Annotated in this window: 17 protein-coding genes; 8 read left to right on the top strand and 9 right to left on the bottom strand. The window is 46.0% G+C overall.

The genetic code is table 11. The annotated features are described in order from the left end of the window. Positions 1-287 precede the first annotated feature (287 nt). Complete coding sequence (locus E2R66_RS26480) at positions 288-893, bottom strand: HAD family hydrolase (RefSeq protein WP_133236636.1); 606 nt, start codon at positions 891-893, stop codon at positions 288-290. Between the two features lie 69 nt (positions 894-962). Here E2R66_RS26480 and E2R66_RS26485 point away from each other — a divergent pair, with 69 nt between their 5' ends. Beyond that, positions 963-1478, top strand: coding sequence for a hypothetical protein (locus tag E2R66_RS26485; protein WP_133236634.1), 516 nt, complete (start codon positions 963-965; stop codon positions 1476-1478). A 37-nt stretch (positions 1479-1515) separates the two neighbouring features. Here E2R66_RS26485 and E2R66_RS26490 read toward each other — a convergent pair whose 3' ends face one another. The 4 genes from E2R66_RS26490 to thrA form a co-directional block, all read right to left on the bottom strand. Continuing rightward, positions 1516-1911 carry a hypothetical protein gene (locus E2R66_RS26490; RefSeq protein WP_133236632.1) on the bottom strand — a complete coding sequence of 132 codons (396 nt, stop codon included), beginning with the start codon at positions 1909-1911 and terminating at the stop codon, positions 1516-1518. Positions 1912-1913: 2 nt separating this feature from the next. Next, positions 1914-3224: a threonine synthase gene (gene thrC / locus E2R66_RS26495; protein WP_133236630.1), complete on the bottom strand. Its 1311-nt coding sequence runs from the start codon at positions 3222-3224 to the stop codon at positions 1914-1916. A 129-nt stretch (positions 3225-3353) separates the two neighbouring features. Next, entirely contained in the window at positions 3354-4358 is a 1005-nt protein-coding gene (locus tag E2R66_RS26500) for a homoserine kinase (RefSeq protein ID WP_133236628.1), read from the bottom strand. Between the two features lie 78 nt (positions 4359-4436). Continuing rightward, the gene (gene thrA, locus E2R66_RS26505; RefSeq protein WP_133236626.1) at positions 4437-6887 is read right to left on the bottom strand and encodes a bifunctional aspartate kinase/homoserine dehydrogenase I; all 2451 of its coding nucleotides are present in this window, start codon (positions 6885-6887) and stop codon (positions 4437-4439) included. Between the two features lie 254 nt (positions 6888-7141). On the opposite strand from thrA, the gene E2R66_RS26510 reads away from it, so the two are divergent. The 7 genes from E2R66_RS26510 (at position 7142) to E2R66_RS26540 (ending at position 11630) form a co-directional block, all read left to right on the top strand. Further along, positions 7142-7723 (top strand): hypothetical protein, encoded by a 582-nt coding sequence (locus E2R66_RS26510; RefSeq protein WP_133236624.1) that lies wholly within the window; start codon positions 7142-7144, stop codon positions 7721-7723. A 22-nt stretch (positions 7724-7745) separates the two neighbouring features. Beyond that, a complete protein-coding gene (gene rsgA, locus E2R66_RS26515) occupies positions 7746-8663 on the top strand; it encodes a ribosome small subunit-dependent GTPase A (RefSeq protein ID WP_133236622.1) in 918 nt (305 codons plus the stop codon). 38 nt (positions 8664-8701) lie between these two features. Then, complete coding sequence (gene dtd, locus E2R66_RS26520) at positions 8702-9160, top strand: D-aminoacyl-tRNA deacylase (protein WP_133236620.1); 459 nt, start codon at positions 8702-8704, stop codon at positions 9158-9160. Positions 9161-9180: 20 nt separating this feature from the next. Next, complete coding sequence (locus E2R66_RS26525; protein WP_134737968.1) at positions 9181-9684, top strand: hypothetical protein; 504 nt, start codon at positions 9181-9183, stop codon at positions 9682-9684. After that, positions 9665-10039 carry a GxxExxY protein gene (locus tag E2R66_RS26530; protein ID WP_133236616.1) on the top strand — a complete coding sequence of 125 codons (375 nt, stop codon included), beginning with the start codon at positions 9665-9667 and terminating at the stop codon, positions 10037-10039. The genes E2R66_RS26525 and E2R66_RS26530 overlap by 20 nt, the downstream gene beginning before the upstream one ends. A 177-nt stretch (positions 10040-10216) precedes the next feature. Beyond that, positions 10217-10543, top strand: coding sequence for a nucleotide pyrophosphohydrolase (locus E2R66_RS26535; RefSeq protein ID WP_133236614.1), 327 nt, complete (start codon positions 10217-10219; stop codon positions 10541-10543). 121 nt (positions 10544-10664) lie between these two features. Further along, positions 10665-11630, top strand: a complete 966-nt coding sequence (locus tag E2R66_RS26540) for a DUF4349 domain-containing protein (RefSeq protein WP_133236612.1) — start codon at positions 10665-10667, stop codon at positions 11628-11630. Positions 11631-11738: 108 nt separating this feature from the next. On the opposite strand, the gene E2R66_RS26545 is transcribed toward E2R66_RS26540, so the two are convergent. The 4 genes from E2R66_RS26545 to E2R66_RS26560 form a co-directional block, all read right to left on the bottom strand. Then, the gene (locus E2R66_RS26545; protein WP_133236610.1) at positions 11739-12455 is read right to left on the bottom strand and encodes a 2-phosphosulfolactate phosphatase; all 717 of its coding nucleotides are present in this window, start codon (positions 12453-12455) and stop codon (positions 11739-11741) included. Between the two features lie 134 nt (positions 12456-12589). Continuing rightward, positions 12590-13669: a glycine cleavage system aminomethyltransferase GcvT gene (gene gcvT / locus E2R66_RS26550; RefSeq protein WP_133236608.1), complete on the bottom strand. Its 1080-nt coding sequence runs from the start codon at positions 13667-13669 to the stop codon at positions 12590-12592. A gap of 53 nt (positions 13670-13722) precedes the next feature. Then, entirely contained in the window at positions 13723-14919 is a 1197-nt protein-coding gene (locus tag E2R66_RS26555; RefSeq protein WP_158288514.1) for a glycosyltransferase family 4 protein, read from the bottom strand. 63 nt (positions 14920-14982) lie between these two features. Next, positions 14983-15579 carry a ribonuclease HII gene (locus E2R66_RS26560; protein WP_133236604.1) on the bottom strand — a complete coding sequence of 199 codons (597 nt, stop codon included), beginning with the start codon at positions 15577-15579 and terminating at the stop codon, positions 14983-14985. Between the last annotated feature and the right edge of the window lie 11 nt (positions 15580-15590).

The raw sequence follows: 15590 nt of genomic DNA on the forward strand, positions 1-15590 counted from the left end.
GGAAATCTTCTTTAAGATACTGATTTTCAGGGCTTTAACCAAATTAATAGACAAATAAAAACCTCATAATCAGGCAATTATCTATTAAAGTTATCAACGTATTTTGACCCTTGATTCGCATAATTAATATAAAAGCCTGCGAGAGTGATCTTGCAGGCTTTGTTGCGATTGGCGATTTTTTAACCACAGAGGGCGCGGAGAAACCTCAGAGGTGCACAGAGCTTTGCAATTATTCAGAAGTCTCTGTGACCCTCTGCGCAACCTCTGTGTAACTCTGCGGTTAAAAACTAAAGGATATCAATAGCCAACAGTTCTTCTTTCAATTTATCTGAAGTTGTAAAATGGATACAATTAATACCCATTTTCTCTGCCGCCAGTATGTTGCGGTAATTATCGTCGATAAATAAAGATTCTGCCGGGTTTACATTGTATCTATCTAATAGTATCTGGTAAAACTCTGGCGCAGGCTTGCGCATTTTTTCTTCGCCCGATACTACTACGCCATCAAACCAGTTCAGGAAATCAAACTTTTGCTGCGCCATGGGGAAGGTCTCGGCCGACCAGTTGGTAAGGGCGTATATTTTGTATTTGCCGCTTTCCCTAAGTTCCTTAAATATTTCTACGGTGCCTTCAAAGGCATCGCCCAGCATCTCTATCCAGCGGCCATAAAAGGCGCGGATGTTTTCTTCGTGATGGGGGTGTTTAGCAACCAGCCATTCCGTGCCGTCCTGTAAGGAGCGGCCGGCATCCTGCTCCTCGTTCCAGTCGGAAGTTGCAACGTTTGTGAGGAAATGGCGCATTTCCTGTTCATCGGCAAAAATGCTGCGGTACATGTAATCGGGGTTCCAGTCGATAAGTACTGCGCCGAGGTCGAATATGATGGTGTTGATCATGATAATTTTAAGCGAAATAAACAATTTTAATTGAATGTACGGATAGTATCTTTAGCCAAATTTTTGGGGATGTTGACAAAAGAAGAGGTCTTAAACATGGTAAATGGAATGCCTTCCATTTTTACTTTTGCTGAAATAACGGATAAATTACTCTTGCTTGATAAAATAAATATTGCGATTGGGCAAAGTAAAAACGGCGAAACGGTTTCTACGGAAGAAGCTCGAAGACTTTTATTGGATTCATTTCCCGACTCGTCTTTTCAGCTAAATAAAACAACGGCGGAATATAAGTGGGAATTGTATAACATAGCTTTAAGGTTTTTGCCGTTTAAGGTCACGCCCAATCTCCGACGAGTTTATTTAGATATTAACATTGAAAAGCGTGAAGCGAAGCTGATTGCTTATTACGAAATGGCACCTTCTGAAATAGAATTGGAATTGCTTGATGATATAGAAACCAACAGTTGCGCGCATACTCCAGACTCATACTTTACATCAGAGCATCGACTTTACTCCAGTCATATATACGGTGAAACGCACGATTTTATAGTCTTCGCGGTTTTTGAACCCTATGGCGATGAATAATTATCTGTAATACTAAGACAAGGTAGAGTTTAGCAGACTATTTTTCCTTCTTTTTAGCTGTCTTCTCAAATACCTGCACATCTGTTACTACCGAATCTGCATTCAATTTAAATAGCAGCCCTTTAAAATAAGCCGTATCGATGCCTTTCATTTCGAGGGTGATATCGTAATAAAAGCTCTTGTCGGTATGGCTGTTGCGCTGCGGCGAATGCAGCAGGCGCACCACTTGCTTGTAGGTCATGCCTTTAAGCTTGTGCGTTGCCATCAAATCTTCCACCATCATATACCGGTTGGGGAAATTGATGCCGTCGCCATCGTGCCATCCATCGCGGGTAAAAGGCATTTTCTTTTTACAACTGCTCAGCCCCAAAACCAGCAGGGCTGCAAGCAGGGTTGATCGTTTGAAAGCCTGTTTAAGACTAATCTTGCTCATGCTTAACTGTTTTGCAGCAAATATCTCTTAAATTCATCAAATCCGGCACCTAAACTTACGGCTTTGCTGTCTTTTTGTTCCAACTCTTTCACCTGCGCAGGCACGACAATTTCCCCGGCAATTTGTTCGGTAAATACATCCGGGAATTTGCAGGGGTGCGCGGTAGACAAAAACACGCCGGCGATATCGCCCACCTGTTGTTCCTGCTGATAGGCTTTGAGGGCTTTCCACGCAATGGCGGTATGCGGGCAGGCCACGTATTGGTAGCTGTCGAATAGCTCTTGTATAGCGCCCAGAGTATCCTCATCGCTATAAGTATAGCCGGCAATGAGTGCATTCAAAGCCTCCGGGTCTTCTTTAAACAAATCGGCAATACGTACCCAGTTGCTTGGGTTGCCTACGTCCATGGCGTTGGATAGTGTTGCAACCGATGGTTTGGGCTGGTACACGCCGGTTTTTAAAAACTCGGGCACGGTATCGTTTGCGTTTGTTGCCGCAATGAATCGTTCAACGGGCAGCCCCATCTTCCAGGCCAGCAGGCCCGCGCCTATGTTACCGAAGTTGCCGCTTGGTACCGCAAATACCACTTTGCTGCTGCCGCGTTTAAGCAACTGCGCATAAGCATTGAAGTAGTAGAATGTTTGTGGGATAAGCCTGGCAATATTGATGGAATTGGCCGAAGTGAGGCGGAATTTTGCGTTCAGTTCGGCATCGGTAAAGGCTAGTTTTACCAGGGCCTGGCAATCGTCGAAAGTGCCGTCAATTTCCAGCGCGCGGATATTTTGGCCGTTAGTGGTCAGTTGTAATTCCTGTATGTCGCTTACTTTGCCTTTAGGGTAAAGGATAGTCACACGGGTATTGGGCACGCCTAAAAAACCAAGGGCAACGGCACCGCCGGTATCCCCTGAGGTCGCCACCAGTACATCCAGCTGTTTTTCGCCTTCCTCCAAAAAGTAACTCATGATACGGCTCATGAAACGCGCGCCGAAATCCTTGAAGGCCAGTGACGGCCCATGGAAAAGCTCCAGTACGTTTACGTTATCTTCCAGCTTTACCACCGGGGCGTAAAAGTTAATGGCATCTTTAATGAGTGCTTTCAGGTCGTTGGCCGGGATATCGTCGCCAAGCAGGTTTTGTGCCACATGATAAGCAATCTCGGGCAGGGTGTACTGATCCAGGTTATGGATGAATTTATCCCCCAGATGTGGTATTTCCACGGGCATATAAAGCCCTTTATCCTGCGGCATGCTGTTAAAAACGGCTTCTTTGAAGCCAACTCTCAGGTCGGTATTGTTGGTACTGTAGAATTTCATTTAGTCGTCTGAATCAGAATTGTAATAAACCCCGCGTCATTGCGAGGAACGAAGCAATCTCTAAACTTTGCATATCCGCCCTGCTTGCCGAGGATTGCTTCGTTCCTCGCAATGACGTAGTGGAGAGAACTACCCTATCACCCTCGGCCCCGCATCGTTTATAGTTGATACGTAAATGTTAGAGCCTATTTTGATGCCGGTTAAGTGCTGCTGCAATTTTTGGGTAATGCGTTTGGCGGTTTCCTCATCTCTTGTAAAGGCAAAAACAGATGGCCCGGAACCGGAGATGCCGAAGCTCACCGCGCCCATTTCCATCGCTATCTGGCGCATTACATAAAAATCAGGAATCAACATGCTGCGTACGGGTTCTACCAGTACATCCTGCATGCTGCGGCCAATCAAATCGATATCCTGCATAAACAGGCCGCTTACCAGGCCGGCGATGTTGCCCCATTGTGTAACGGCATCTTTCATGAAAATTTTATTGCGGATGATTTGCCTGGCCTCGCGGGTAGGTACATCCACATCCGGGAAAACAATGGCGCACCATAAACCGGCTGGATGCGGGAGGCGAACTACATCCAACGGCTCGTAGCTTCTAATTAACACAAAGCCGCCTAATAGGGCCGGCGCTACGTTATCTGCGTGGCCATGACCGCAAGCCATTTCTTCACCCTTCATAGCGAAAGGGAGGAGGGTGGCTGCATCCGTTTCATCGCCCAGAAGCGTTTTGATGGCGAATAAACCAGCAACGGTACTTGCCGAACTCGAACCCAGTCCGCTGCCGATAGGCATTTTTTTGTGCAGTTCTATATCTAAACCAATATCGGTACGGCCAACACTTTCCAAATAGTGTTGTACGCTTACGCTTACGGTATTTTTGGCCGGGTTAAGTGGCAGGCGACCATCATCGCCGGTTATTTTGCTGATGGTGATGCCGGGTTTATTGGTCATCCGCATGATCACCTCGTCGCCTGGTTCGTTTACCGCGAAGCCTAACACATCAAAACCGCAAACCACATTGGCAACAGTAGCGGGTGCAAAAACAGCAATCGTCGAGCCCCCCCCGCCTCCGCTAACCAGCGGAGGAGCTTTTGAAAGGGTTGGTTCAATAGTATTATTTATATTTTCCATTTTTATATTCAAACTATAGTTCCCCCTTTAGGGGGCTAGGGGGCTAAAATTCTATTCCCCCTTTAGGGGGTTAGGGGGCTAATTCGCGCCCACGTTTATCAAATCAGCAAACACACCTGCGGCGGTTACTTCGGCACCTGCACCGGGGCCTTTTACTACCAGCGGGCGCTCTTTGTACCTATCAGTTGTGAAAGAGATAACATTATCGCTGCCGCTCAGCATATAAAAAGGATGGTTTTCATCAACCATTTGCAGGGTTATGGATGCCTTGCCGTTTTCCAGCTTGCCAATGTAACGCAATACTTTTTTGTCTTTCTCTGCCGTATCCTTCAGGTTTGCAAAGAAAGCATCTTCAGACTTTAATGCAGCATAAAAATCTTCAACGGTTTGGGCCTCAAGGCAGGCTTTGGGTAATATGGCATCTATCTGTACGTCGCTGGCTTCCATTTCGTAACCGGCATCGCGGGCAAGTATCAGCATCTTGCGCATGAAATCTTTGCCGCTGAGGTCGTCGCGCGGATCAGGTTCGGTATAGCCTTTTTCCTGAGCCTCCTTTACCACATCGTGAAAATTGGCATCGCCTTTAAAGTAATTGAATATGTACGATATGGTTCCCGATAGGATAGCTTCGATGCGTTGCACCCTGTCGCCGCTGCTCATCAAATCCTTTAACGTACGGATGATAGGCAGGCCGGCACCTACGTTGGTTTCGTAAAAGAAATCAACCCCGTGACGGCGTGCGGTATCTCTGAATGTTTTGTACTGGCTATAACTTGCCGAGTTGCCTATCTTATTGCAGGTTACTACCGATATATTTGATTTGAAAATCTCCTCGTAGAAACCTATTGGTGTTGGACTGGCGGTATTATCGATGAACACGCAGTTGGGCAGGTTCATCTCTTTCATATGGTGGATGAATGTTTTCAGGTCGGCCTCATGGTGCGATTGCGCCAATGCATCTTCCCAGCTATCCAGCGATAAACCATCGCTGTTGAAAACCATTTTGCGGGTATTGCTGATGCCCGCGATTTTCACCTGGATTCCGTTGTTTTTCTGCAAAAATCCAGCATTATCTGCCAGTTGTTTGAACAATGTTTTGCCGATGTTGCCGGTACCGAGGCAAAAGGCATGCAGTGTTTTGGTAAGCTCGATAAAGAATGAATCGTGCACCGCATTCAGCGCTTTTGCCAGGTCGGTGGCAGAGATGATAACCGAGATGTTGTACTCCGATGAGCCCTGCGCAATTGCTCTTACGTTGATACCGTTGCGGCCAAGTGCATGGAACAACTTGCCGCTTACGCCCGGCGTTTGTTTCATATTTTCACCTACGATGGCCAATATCGCCTGTCCTTTTTCTACCACCAAGGGTTCCAGCTTATTGGCTAATAGCTCAAGTTCAAACTCCTGTTCTATTAGCATTTGGGCCTTGCCTACATCAGTCGGTTGCACCGCGAAGGTGATGCTATGTTCTGATGAGGACTGGGTAATTAAGATGATATTGATTTGCTCCCTGGCCAACAAGGAAAACAAGCGACCGCTGAAGCCCGATTTGCCCACCATGCCGCTGCCTTCGAGGCTGAGGATACTGATGTTATTGATGGAGGAGATACCCTTGATAGGCAGGGTAGATGCTTTACAATCGTGGCGGATAACGGTGCCCGCAAACTCCGGCTCGAAAGTGTTTTTGATGACGATTGGTATCTTCTTCAAAAAGGCGGGTATCATGGTTGGCGGGTAAATTACTTTGGCGCCGAAGTACGATAACTCCATCGCTTCGGTATAAGTAAGTTCTTCCAGCGAGAATGCCTTTTTTACCATGCGCGGGTCGGCAGTCATCATGCCGTTTACGTCGGTCCATATTTGTATTTCCTGTGCATGTAGCGCCGAGCCGAATATGGCTGCGGTGTAATCGCTGCCGCCACGGCCAAGGGTGGTGATCTGCCCGGCTTCGTTACCGGCAATAAAGCCCGTTACCACCAGCAGCTTATCGCTGTTTTCGGCATAAAAGCCCTGTATCAGGCGGTCGGTCAACTCCATGTTCACACGGGCATTGCCAAATGCGCTATCGGTTTTGATGAGTTCGGAAGCATCAACAAAGATGGCTTCGGGGAAATGCTGTGCCGCAATTTTTGCGATCATCATGGCCGAGCAGCGTTCGCCAAAGCTCAGGATGGTATCGCGGGTTTTGGCCGTAAGCTCGCGCAGGGTAAGCACACCCTGCAGCAATTCTTCCAGCTGGTTAAAGTGTATTTTTAAGCGGGTAAAAGCCGGGTTTTGGTTTTGGATATCCAGCAAGGCTTTTACCACTTCAAAGTGGCGGCGTTCCAGTTCGGCTAATTCTGCCGTAAATTCCTTACCGGCTGCTGCGCCCTCTGCCATAGCAACCAGCAGGTTGGTAATGCCGCTCATGGCGGATAATACCACTACAGGCTTGCTGCCGTTCTTGTTTTCTTCCTTTAAGATGTCGAGCAGTGTTTTGATGCTGCTTACCGACCCGACCGAGGTTCCCCCGAATTTTAAAACTTTCATTATTGCGATAAAAAATAAAAAAGCCTTCCTCTTTGCGGAGGAAGGCTTTCATTTGGTTTGTCTTTATGTTTTACACCATACGATTATCTTCCTCCGTGTTTTATCCCGGTGGTAATAATGGTTGTAATAATGGTGTTGTTAAGTCTCATATATAATGTCGGTAAAGTAAGTAGATTATTTCCTAACAAACAAGGGTTATTTTCATTTTTATTAGATATCCGTTATCATGCGTATTTTTTGTAACATTAACGCATATGAAACGGTATTTAATAACAGCAGTTTTGACGCTTTTGCTTAAGTGCGCCCTTGCCCAGAATGTAAAAGATTCGCTGGTATATCAGCTGCCTATGGTAAATGATCAGTTGATTTATAAAGACACGGTTAAGGTAACGGGTAACAAAACGCTGTTAGATAGCGCAGCCGGTGCCTGGTTCAAAAGCTATTTCCAAAACTATCGCCCTTACCCGGCAGACCGGGAAGTTGATACAAGTGCGGCTGTTTTTGACCAGGCCATGTTAACATACAAAGTGTCGCCGGGGTTGATCGCCATCGATTACTTCGCTGCGGTTTCTATCAAAATAACCACCGGCAATAACTTTTACACTTATAAAATTTACGAAATCAGTTTCCGGCCAAAGAATGGCGTGCTGAATAAGATAGGTTACCAAAACGATCCGGAGTATTTGATCAAGCTGTATAAGAGGAAACATTTAGGGTTAATAACTTCGATGAGCTTAAGCCGCGGGATGATAAGGGAATACCTGGATAAAATGAATACGGCAGTTATCGCCTGTATTGCATCACTAAATAGGGCGATGGCGAATAAAACGATGTAATTGAGTATTTTTGGTGCTGGATATGCAGGGACTCGTAACAAAATCAACCGGAAGCTGGTACCAGGTGAAAGCTGGCGAAAAGGTAATAGATTGCCGTATTAAAGGAAAATTCCGCACCAAAGGGATCACTACCACCAACCCCTTGGCTGTTGGTGATATGGTAGATTTTGAAATGGAACCCGAGCAGGAAACCGGGGTAGTAACCAACCTGCACCAGCGCAAAAATTACATCATCCGTAAATCCATCAACCTGAGCAAGCAGGCGCAGATCATTGCCGCTAACCTTGATTTGGCTTTATTGGTGGTAACCCTCGCATCGCCACGCACCTCACTCGGCTTTATCGACCGCTTTTTAGTTACCGCCGAAGCTTATGGCATTACGGCTTGCCTCATATTCAACAAACTCGATTTGTTTAGCGACGAGGGGCTTGAGATATTAGCAGAATACCAGGCAGTTTACGAGAATATAGGTTATAAATGCTATTCGGTTTCTGCCTTAGAAGGAACGCATATCGATACCGTGCAGGATTTGTTGAAAGATAAGGTGACTTTATTCTCCGGCCATTCGGGCGTGGGCAAATCCAGTCTCATTAATCGCCTGCTACCCAACCTGGACCTGCGCACCCACATGATATCTGACTGGAGCGACAAAGGCATGCACACCACCACCTTTGCCGAAATGTTCGAACTACCGCAGGGTGGCTACATCATCGATACCCCCGGCATCCGCGAACTGGGTGTTATCGATATAGAAAAACAGGAGCTTGGACATTTCTTCCCAGAGATGCGCGGGCTGATGAACCAATGCCGCTTCAACAATTGCCGCCACATTAACGAACCGGGCTGCGCTGTACTTGAGGCAATTGAAGAAGGCGATATTGCCCTATCCCGGTACGATAGCTACCTGAGTATTTATAATGGGAATGATACAAGGGCGTAGGAGAGAGAACCAAGAGATAAGAATCAAGAGACAAGACAATGAGGGCAGTATTACAACGCGTTACCCAAGCATCCTGCACGGTTGATGGCAGCATTACCGGGCAAATCGGAATGGGCTTTTTGGTTTTAGTGGGCATTGAAGATGCCGATACCGAGGAAGACCTGCAATGGCTTGCTCAAAAAATTGTTGGCATGCGTGTTTTTGGTGATGAGAACGATTTGATGAACAAAGCCCTTGCCGATGTTGGTGGCGATATTCTGCTTATCTCGCAATTCACGCTGTTTGCCCAAACCAAGAAGGGCAACCGTCCTTCGTTTATCCGCGCCGCCAGGCCGGATAAAGCGATACCGATGTATGAGAAAATGATAACCGTTCTGGAAGCCCTCATGGGTAAAAAGATAGCAACCGGCATTTTTGGAGCTGATATGAAAATAAGTTTATTGAACGATGGACCTGTTACCATTGTGATGGATACTAAGGATAAAGAAGGCCATTGAGGAAATAGTTTAGTGGCTATTTGAGTGAACACGAATTAAAAAAAATTAAGACGAATTTCACGAAATGGCAACTGAAGTTTTTTAGTGAACACGAATTAAAAAAAATTAAGGCGAATTTCACGAAATGGCAACTGAAGTTTTTTAGTGAACACGAATTAAAAAAAATTAAGGCGAATTTCACGAAAGGGCAACTGGAGATTTTGAGTGAACACGAATTAAAAAAAATTAAGACGAATTTCACGAAAGGGCAATTGAAGATTTTGAGTGAACACGAATTAAAAAAAATTAAGGCAAATTTCACGAAAGGGCAACTGGAGATTTTGAGTGAACACGAATTAAAAAAAATTAAGACGAATTTCACGAAAGGGCAACTGGAGATTTTGAGTGAACACGAATTAAAAAAAATTAAGACGAATTTCACGAAAGGGCGACTGAAGATTTTGAGTGAACACGAATTAAAAAAATTAAACAAATTTCACGAATTAGTTGACGGCTTAATTAGCTATGGCGGATATTTTATTTAAGGAAGAATCTTACAAAATTATTGGGGCCTGCTTTGAAGTGCATAAGGCTTTAGGGCATGGCTTCAAAGAAGTTGTTTATAAAGACGCATTAGAAATAGAGTTTGCGCGGATTGGTTATTTTTATCAGAGAGAGAAGCTATACGACATTTACTATCGGGATCAAAAACTGAAGCACTGTTTTGCAGCTGATTTTGTTGTGTTAGATAATATTATTCTTGAAGTGAAAGCTGCCGACTATATCGGCGAACCCTATCTCAAACAAACGCTAAACTATCTGAAAGCATCCGGTTTGCGTTTGGGTTTGGTGCTGAATTTCGGTGCACCTTCATTCGAATATCAACGCGTTGTATTCTAAGTAACATAGAAGCTAAAAATTCGTGAAATCTGTTTTTAAATTCGACTCTATTCCTGTTAACTTAATTCGTGAAATTCGTTTCAATTTCTTCAAATTCGTGTTCACTCAATTCGTTCCCCAGTAATTCGTGAAATCCGTCTTAATTTCCTTTAATTCGTGTTCACTCAAAAATTTACCATGACCTTAGACGAAGCCCAAGCCCTTGTTGATAACTGGATAAAAACTACCGGCATCCGTTATTTTAACGAACTGACCAATACCGCCATTTTAATGGAAGAGGTTGGCGAGGTTGCCCGTATTATGGCGAGGCAATACGGCGAGCAATCCTTCAAAAAATCTGACACAGAAGTTAACCTGGCCGACGAAATGGCCGATGTGCTTTTCGTGCTGATATGCCTGGCAAACCAAACGGGTATTAACCTTACCGAGGCGCTGGAGAAAAACATGGTCAAGAAAAGCATACGCGATGCCGACCGGCACCGGAATAATGAGAAGCTAAAATAATCGCAATTCAATATAACATTCCTTTATTCGAATTTAAACAGAATTATATTTTGTTTAAATTGAATATTACATAATATAATAATGCAAAGGGCGTTTGAAGCTTAAATCAAACCGTATTATTATGAAAACCTATCTTATCTTTTTACCCGCATTAATGTGCCTTGTGGCATGTAATAAAAAGCCGCACCCAGAGGCATTTGCAGTTACCGTAGATTCCGTTGCCCTTGACGACAGCCCGAAAAGCCTCAATCTAATTATGCCGCCGAAACCGAAACTATCCGCCGTCAGGTTTCCGCCGCCGGTAGTTGTGCCGGATGCCGAGCAGATGACGGTTTCAGCCGACAATGCTATTGACGAACCTGTTGGTAATGCCGACGTTCATCAGGTTGCAGCCGACAAGCCCGCGGCCACCATTGAAAAAAAGATAATAAAAACGGGCGACATTCGCTTCGAAACCGGAGATGTGGCAGCTACCCGTAAACAAATATTGGCCTCGCTCAAAAAACAAGGCGGCTATGTGGAGGAGGATAACCAAACCGATAACGGCAATGATAACCGGAAGGAATTCGTATTGAGTGTTAAGATTCCCGCCGCAAATTTTGATGCCTTCCTGGGTTCGGTAGCCTCTACCGCTACAAAGATTGACAGCAAGAACATCAGCATAAAAGATGTTTCCACGGAGTTCATCGATACCAAAACCCGGCTGGAGAATAAAAAACTGCTGGAAGCGCGCTACCTGGAACTGCTAAAACGGGCGACAAAAATATCCGAGATGCTGGAGATTGAAAACAAGCTGGCCGACATACGGTCAGATATAGAATCTACCCAGGGACAGTTCAACTACCTCAACAAGCAGGTAGCATATAGTTCATTATCCATCACCTTTTATACCACGCAACCTGCACAGGTAGAAACCAGCGTGGGCTTTTGGTACAAGTTGAAGGAATCGTTTAGCGATGGATACACATTGCTGCAAAGCCTGTTCTTCGGCGTGTTATCCTTATGGCCTTATTGGTTTGTATTGTTTGGGTTTTACCTGCTCATTAAACGGTGGCGCAATCGCCGCAAGGCAGCAAAAGGCGCGTAGAGACGGAATATTTTGCTTCTCTACTTTGCATAGCCGTATGTGCATCATCGATTTGCGTGGGTGATTTGCATGCTGGAGACGCAAAATATTGCGTCTCTACGAAGGTGCTTAAACCAGTGTCACCAATTGATCGCCATCCAAAACGGGGATGGCGGTAGTTAGATCTACCTGCAGGCAAAAGGCAATGTCTTTTTCTATGCCCAGTTTTTTAAGGCGTTCGCCGTGCGATGTTTTGCTGAGGTATTGTGGAATATCGTTTTTGCCCAGTTGGAAAAGGTCGTTAGCGGCGATGGCTGGGTCGTCAAGCACATAGCCATCGCCTTTAAGCTGCTCGATGACCGCACCGGCAAACAAGGTATCTTCCAGGTTGAAGTTGTTCTTCCAGCCCGCGCAAACCAGCAGGATGTTTTCATTTTGGGTTTTAAGCCAGGTGCAAAGTGCAGTGAGGTTTAAGAACGAGCCGATAACGATGCGTTTTGCGCTGCGCGATAAATGCAGCGCGTGCGTGCCATTGGTAGTGGTAAGCACTACGGTTTTACCCGATACTTTCTCTGATGTATAGGAAAATGGCGAATTGCCAAAATCAAAACCGGCAACTACTTTCCCATCGCGCTCCGCAGCTAGCAGGTAATCCAGCCCTTTTTCGCGATAGGCGGCGCATTCTTCCACCTCAGATACCGGGATGATAGCCTCCGCACCATTTTCTATGCCGTAGCAGATCGATGAGGTAGCGCGGAAGATATCGATAACCACCACAATGTAGTCGGATACGTTATATATGGGGATAAGTGCAGGGGTGAGGCAAACGTCTAAATTACGCGTCATTGGGTCATTTAAATCATTGAGTCATTAGGTCAGTGAGTCATTGGTGGGTGTTGTATAACAAAAGAATCGCTATGGAATAATGATTCAATGACCTAATGACTCAATGACAACGAAGTGCATGAAGGGCGAAGCCCCTATTTGTAAAACGGCGGCTTTACCACCTTTGCTTTTATTTTGTTATCGCGGATGCTGATATAAATTTCTGAGCCTTCTTTGGCGAATTCGTTCTTTACATAACCCAACCCGATGGCTTTTTGCAGCGATGGCGATTGCGTGCCCGACGTTACCCTGCCGATGTTATTGCCTTCGGCATCTACAATGGCGTAATCGTGGCGTGGGATACCGCGGTCTACCATTTCAAAGCCAACCAGCTTTTGGCTTACGCCAGCTTGTTTTTGGGCCTGCAAAGCTGCTGAATTGGTAAACTCCTTGCTGAATTTGGTTACCCAGCCCAGGCCGGCTTCTAACGGCGATGTGGTATCGTCGATATCGTTGCCATATAGGCAAAAACCCATTTCTAAACGCAGGGTATCGCGTGCGGCCAAACCAATAGGTTTTATACCAAAGGGTTCGCCGGCTTTGAATACGGCATCCCAAATAAATTCGGCATGCTCGTTATCGAAGTATATCTCGAAACCGCCCGCGCCGGTATAGCCGGTGGCAGACACTACCACATTCTCTATACCTGCAAACGTGCCCTTTTTAAAGGTGTAGTATTCCATCGATGCCAGGTCGATATCCGTTAGGCTCTGGAGCGCATCTGCTGCTTTGGGGCCTTGTACCGCCAGCAACGATGTGCGATCGCTGATGTTTTTCATATCTACGCCATCGGTGTTGTATTTGGAAATCCAGTCCCAGTCTTTGTCGATGTTGGATGCGTTTACCACCAGCATATAGGTCTTTTCGTCTATACGGTAAACCAGCAGGTCATCTACAATGCCGCCATCTTCGTTGGGTAGGCAGGAGTATTGCACCTTGCCATCATAAAGTTTACTGGCATCGTTGCTGGTTACTTTTTGTATCAGGGCCAATGCGCCATCGCCTTTCAGGATAAATTCGCCCATATGGCTTACGTCGAAAACGCCAACGGCTTTGCGTACGGTTTCGTGTTCGGCGTTTACGCCTGTGTATTGTACCGGCATGTTGTAGCCCGCAAAGGGTACCATTTTAGCGCCGAGTTGGGTGTGTACCCCAGTTAATGCAGTATTTTTCATGATTCTCGTTTAACGGGGGCAAAAGTAGCAAAAAGGGTTTAATTGCCCGCTGTTTATATAACCGACCGATAGAAGGCCAGCAAGCCCTCGGTTACTTTATTTACATCGTGTTGTTGCTCTATCAACAGGCGGGCATTTTTGCCCACAGTTCGGCTGTATTCCTCATCGCGAATACACCTGAGCATGGCCTTGTAAAACTCATCTGCGTTGTTAGCGATAATGATGTCCTTCCCATCGGTAAAGTTGATGCCTTCGGCGCCTATGGTGGTAGAGATAATGCACTTTTGCATGGCCATACCTTCTACTATCTTTACGCGCATGCCGCCGCCGCTCAGCAGCGGAACGATCATAATAGATTTGCTGTTTACAAACTCCAGCGCATCATCTACCTCACCCTGTATAAACACTTTTCCGGGCACCTCGTATTCGTCAAACTCTTCGGGGATGCTGTTGCCCGCCACATAGAACTTTACCTTCAGGTCCCCGTCCACTATTTCCTTGTGAAAGTTTTCTATAAACCATTCTATCCCTTCGCGGTTGGGCAACCAATCCAGCGAGCCTAAAAAGAATAAGCTGGGGTATTCGGTCTTATCGGGTTCGGGGCAATAGCGCGTTAAATCAACCCCAATGGGTAGTACCTGCAAAGGTATTTTGGCGCCGAATGATAGCATGGAGGTTTTATCCTGCGCCGTAAACACGGCGATCCCGTCGAATTTGTTCAGCAGTTCCAGCTCGTAGGTTTTTACGCGGCGGGCAAGCAGGTTTAGGTACCATTTTTTAAAGGGGTCGCCTTTTTGTTGAGCCAGCCTGCGCCATACCTGGTGCTCTATATTGTGCGCACGGTATATTACCTTGGCCCGGGATGCTTTGCGTATAGCGCTGAGATAAGGCGCTACAAAGAGCCCTTCCAGCTGCACAATGTCATAAGTGTTATCCTTCAGGTTCTGCACCAAAAGCTTCTCGAAACCCGCGGTATAATACTTATCGATATTATAGGGGTTTTTGGTGAACAAGTTGCTTACGAACTCTACTGCAGATACGTGGGTGTCGATATCATACTCGGTGTAGGCTATTTTGTTGAGCAGCTCGTCGCGTTCAGAAATCTTATCGGTATGTTTTTTTACGTTGATAGAAATGAGCGATACCTGATGCCCATGCGTAACCAGGCCTTTTATGGTATTGCCTACCACAATAGGATAACCTCCGTTTTGGGGGAACGGTACACGGTGCGTTAAAATAAGTATCCTCAAGGCGTTGTTTATAACTGGTTTGGCCAAAGGTATCAAACGAGGCACGCTTTGGCAACGCGAGGCCTAAAAAATAGTCAGTTGTGGATCGGTAATGCGGAAAGTTTTACGATGATATGGCGTATGGCCCAGCTCAAGCACCGCATTGCGGTGGCTTACCGTTGGGTAACCTTTGTTGCTTAGCCAATTGTATTCGGGGTGTTCGGCGGCAATCTGGCACATGTAATCGTCGCGATAGGTTTTGGCGAGTATCGATGCTGCCGCAATACTGAAGTATTTGCCATCGCCTTTAATGATGCAGGCATGCGGTGTGCTACCATATTTATTGAAGCGATTACCATCGATGATCAAAAACTGCGGCGTTAAATGCAGCTTCTCAATAGCGCGGTGCATAGCTAAGAACGATGCGTTGAGGATGTTTATCCGGTCTATTTCGTGGTTATCGCACCATGCAACGGCGTGGGCGATGGCCGTTTGCTCAATTTCTGTGCGCAGCTGGTAGCGCGCTTCTTCGCTGAGCTGTTTTGAATCGTTAAGCAAACGATGGTCAAAGTCGTGCGGAAGGATTACCGCAGCGGCAAATACCGGTCCCGCCAGGCAACCCCTGCCGGCTTCATCGCAGCCTGCTTCCAATAAATCGTGCTGGTATCGTGCTAATAACATTCTGGTTTCCT

The organism is Mucilaginibacter psychrotolerans, from assembly GCF_004519315.1.
Lineage (GTDB): Bacteria > Bacteroidota > Bacteroidia > Sphingobacteriales > Sphingobacteriaceae > Mucilaginibacter > Mucilaginibacter psychrotolerans.